Annotated in this window: 3 protein-coding genes; all 3 read right to left on the minus strand. The window is 31.9% G+C overall.

The annotated features are described in order from the left end of the window. Window positions 1-188 precede the first annotated feature (188 nt). Entirely contained in the window at window positions 189-890 is a 702-nt protein-coding gene (locus L1I30_RS00050; protein ID WP_236132213.1) for a hypothetical protein, read from the minus strand. A 192-nt stretch (window positions 891-1082) separates the two neighbouring features. Next, window positions 1083-1451 carry a phosphoribosyltransferase gene (locus L1I30_RS00055; protein ID WP_236132214.1) on the minus strand — a complete coding sequence of 123 codons (369 nt, stop codon included), beginning with the start codon at window positions 1449-1451 and terminating at the stop codon, window positions 1083-1085. A 991-nt stretch (window positions 1452-2442) separates the two neighbouring features. Beyond that, window positions 2443-3251, minus strand: an 809-nt coding sequence (locus L1I30_RS00060) for an ankyrin repeat domain-containing protein (RefSeq protein WP_236132215.1), incomplete at its 5' end; no start/stop codon positions are given.

Raw genomic sequence — 3251 nt, forward strand, 5'->3', positions numbered from 1 at the left:
TTTTAATTGTAAGCATTTTAGTTAGTTTCTTCATATAAATATTAACCACAACGGTTTGCGGTTATCGCAAGTTGCGGGAGTAGGGACGCGGACTTGTCGGATTACCAATTTGTTTCTTGGTTTCTAAAATTACACTTTTTACGCAATTACCCGTTATTTGCGATGAACCGCTGTTGTACGCTGGTTTCTTACTCATAACTTTCTATTAGATCGTTGAATGTATCATTCAAACCATATAAGCAACCAGAACAACTCATTATAACAGAATTTCTCATTTTTAAGTGATTAATGATCTTCGTTTGTTCTTTTGAAAGATCATTAATTTTTAATAATCCGATTGCTCCTAGTGTTTGTAACTCTGGAGAAAATGATTTTAGATAATCATTTAGTTTATTTATTCTACCATTTTTTTCCCAACGAAACATCGCTTTTGATTCTTTAGGAATATCGAGTCCAACTTCGCCGCAACCGAAACCCACGACAGCTTCCTGTATAATTTGTTCTTCAAAATCTTCTATTGTCAAATTAGAGTTATAAAAGTCATTATGTTTTTTTATATAATATTTATTGAAAGATTTATCCGCTTTAAATATCTGATTTTCTAAAACTCCTTTATTTGAACTATATTCTGAAACCCAGCCTATAATAATTTCGTCATCCTTTGAGACGAAATTAATCTTCAATTCCGATCCTGAATTTGGCATTACTAATATTCGATAATGTTTATAACCAAAATCTATTTTTCGGTCTAATTCAGTAAATGTTGTAATGATTCCAAAATCTTTAAATTTTGTCTTTTTAAGATTTAGTATTTCTTGAACTGAATTTAATTCTTTTAAACGCTGAGTTGTTTGATCCAAAGTATTTTGAGAATAAATATTTGAAGTCATTATCAATGTTATAATCAGAAATATTTTTTTCATAAATTAAAAATATCTTTCTTGGAAACTTGCGTACAACGGTCTTGGTTAAGGCAAGTAGTGTGGAGTAGGGAACACGTTCTTGTCGGCTTAGTTGTTTGTTATTTGGTCTCTAAAATAATACTTTTCACCTAATTGCCCGCTATTTGCGCTTAACCGATGTTAGTTGCTGGGCTTTTCTCCTTGATTTTGTTTAAACCACTCCATAACATCAATTTGTTTTTTATGTGTATTTCCCTTAGCTCGGTTGTATAGACAGCCAATTTTGATATTAGTTTCACCCATAATCAAGTTATTTTCATATAGCTTTTGAACTAAAATTTCTAGAGTTTTTCCCTCATCGATAACATCATCTAAGATTAAAACATTTTTAAAGTTATGTGATTCAATATCTAAATTAAAGTCATCGCTATTTAGATTATTTTTCTTGATAGATTTTTGATCATCAATTTTATAGAATTTTTCTGAGAAATTGATTTTTTTAATTTCTTCTAATTCAGATGTCATTAACTTCTCAAACTCTGTGAGCAATTGTTTTCTTTTTGGATCTCTGGGATAAATCGTAATAATACAATCTGGTTGAAAATTTTCAAATGGTTGAGAATATTTTTTTGTTGTATTAATCAGAATTTCTTCTTTTCTATCGAAGTAATTGCTAGCTTCTGTTGAATCTATTTCTTTTTTGTGTCGATAATTCTCTAAAATGTATCCTAAATTATTCTCGTTATTTTTATTAAAAATTGTAGCGACTTTGGCTTCTATTTGTGTTTCAAAATCCTCAATTTTAATTATAGCCTTAATTATTTTAGAACTATTATCGGTTTCTATTTTTTATCATCTATTTTTTTTAAAAAGCCTTGCTACTAACGGTCTTGGTTAACACAAGTGGCGGAGTAATGACCGGAAATTAGTCCGCTTAAAAATTTACTTTATTGATAACCCAAATTACTAAAATTTAGTCAGCTACCGCTATTTGTGATAACCGATGTTAGCTTTATGTTGCGACACATCTCAATTGGTCCGCTCCTACTCCACTTTACTCGGTTTTATTTGTTTTAAAAGTCACTGCTTCTTTTATCTAAATCTCAAATTTGAGTCCGATATTTTCTTTTCAAAGTCAACCGTCATAGTGAGCCTTCAAATAGTCTTCTTAGTCCGAATCTCTTTTTAGAAACTCAGCCACAATAATAAGTCTCAACTCAATCTTCTTAGTCCACATTAAAATTTAGAAGTGAGAATTTCAATGATATAGTTTTACCGAAAGCAGCTCTGAAATCCCATTTTTCTGCACTTATTGCGCTCCGCCGTACGAGTAAGCAAAACGAAACTTTCTTCTTTATCAACTTTCTCAGTTAATAATCGAATCGGAGCTATTAAAGCTAACGGTCTCGGTTATCGCCAGTTGGCGGAGTAAGGGACGCGGATTTGTCGGCTTAGTATTGGTTTGTTGGTCAAGATAATTGTTTTCTTACTAACGCTGCCGTCTATTGGCGATGAACCGTTGTTGGCAACAGTCTAAGTATTACATATATTCTTCAATTAATTCGGCAGCTTTTTTTTGACCTCTTTCTTTAGCTAAATCATACGCAGTTTTACCTTCGCCATTTTTTAAAGTCAAATCTGCTCCATTTTCTATTAGGAACTCTAAGATTTTTATGTAGCCATATTTAGCAGCCTCTCCAATTGGAAAGTCATCTTCTGTGTCTTTATTATTAACATTTGCTCCTTTTTCTGTCAAAAATTTAACTATTTCAAAATGTCCTTTGGAAGCTGCATGCTCTAGTGGAGTAGCTCCATCCATTGCGCGTTTGTCAATCTCTGCTCCATTAGCAGCTAAATATTTAACAATTTCTAAATGTCCATTTCTTGCAGCTATTCTGATTGGTGTAAAATCTCGATATCCCTCGAAATTTACATCTGCGCCATTTTCAACTAACAATTTTATTATTTCAAAATATCCTTCTTGACATGGAAGTTCAATAGGTGTAGATTGAGCAGGAGGAACTTTATTTTCTTGATTCACGTTTGCCCCATTTTGAATCAATAATTCTGAAATTTCATAATTATTATCCGCTGTTGCCCTCCATAAAGGAAATAAACCATTCTTGTTATATTCATTTGGGTCTTCACCTTTATCTAATAAAGTTTTAACTTTTTCGACTTTCCCTTTATCTACTGCATCATATAATTTTTGTGAAAATGCATTGAATGTGTTGATTAATAATAATAGTAGTAGAAGTAATTTGTTTCTCATTTTTTTGGTTTTAGATTGTTGCCAACGGTCTCGGTTATCGCCAGTTGGCGGAGTAAGGGACGCAGATTTGTCGGCTT

Source organism: Gillisia lutea, from assembly GCF_021568705.1.
GTDB lineage: Bacteria > Bacteroidota > Bacteroidia > Flavobacteriales > Flavobacteriaceae > Gillisia > Gillisia lutea.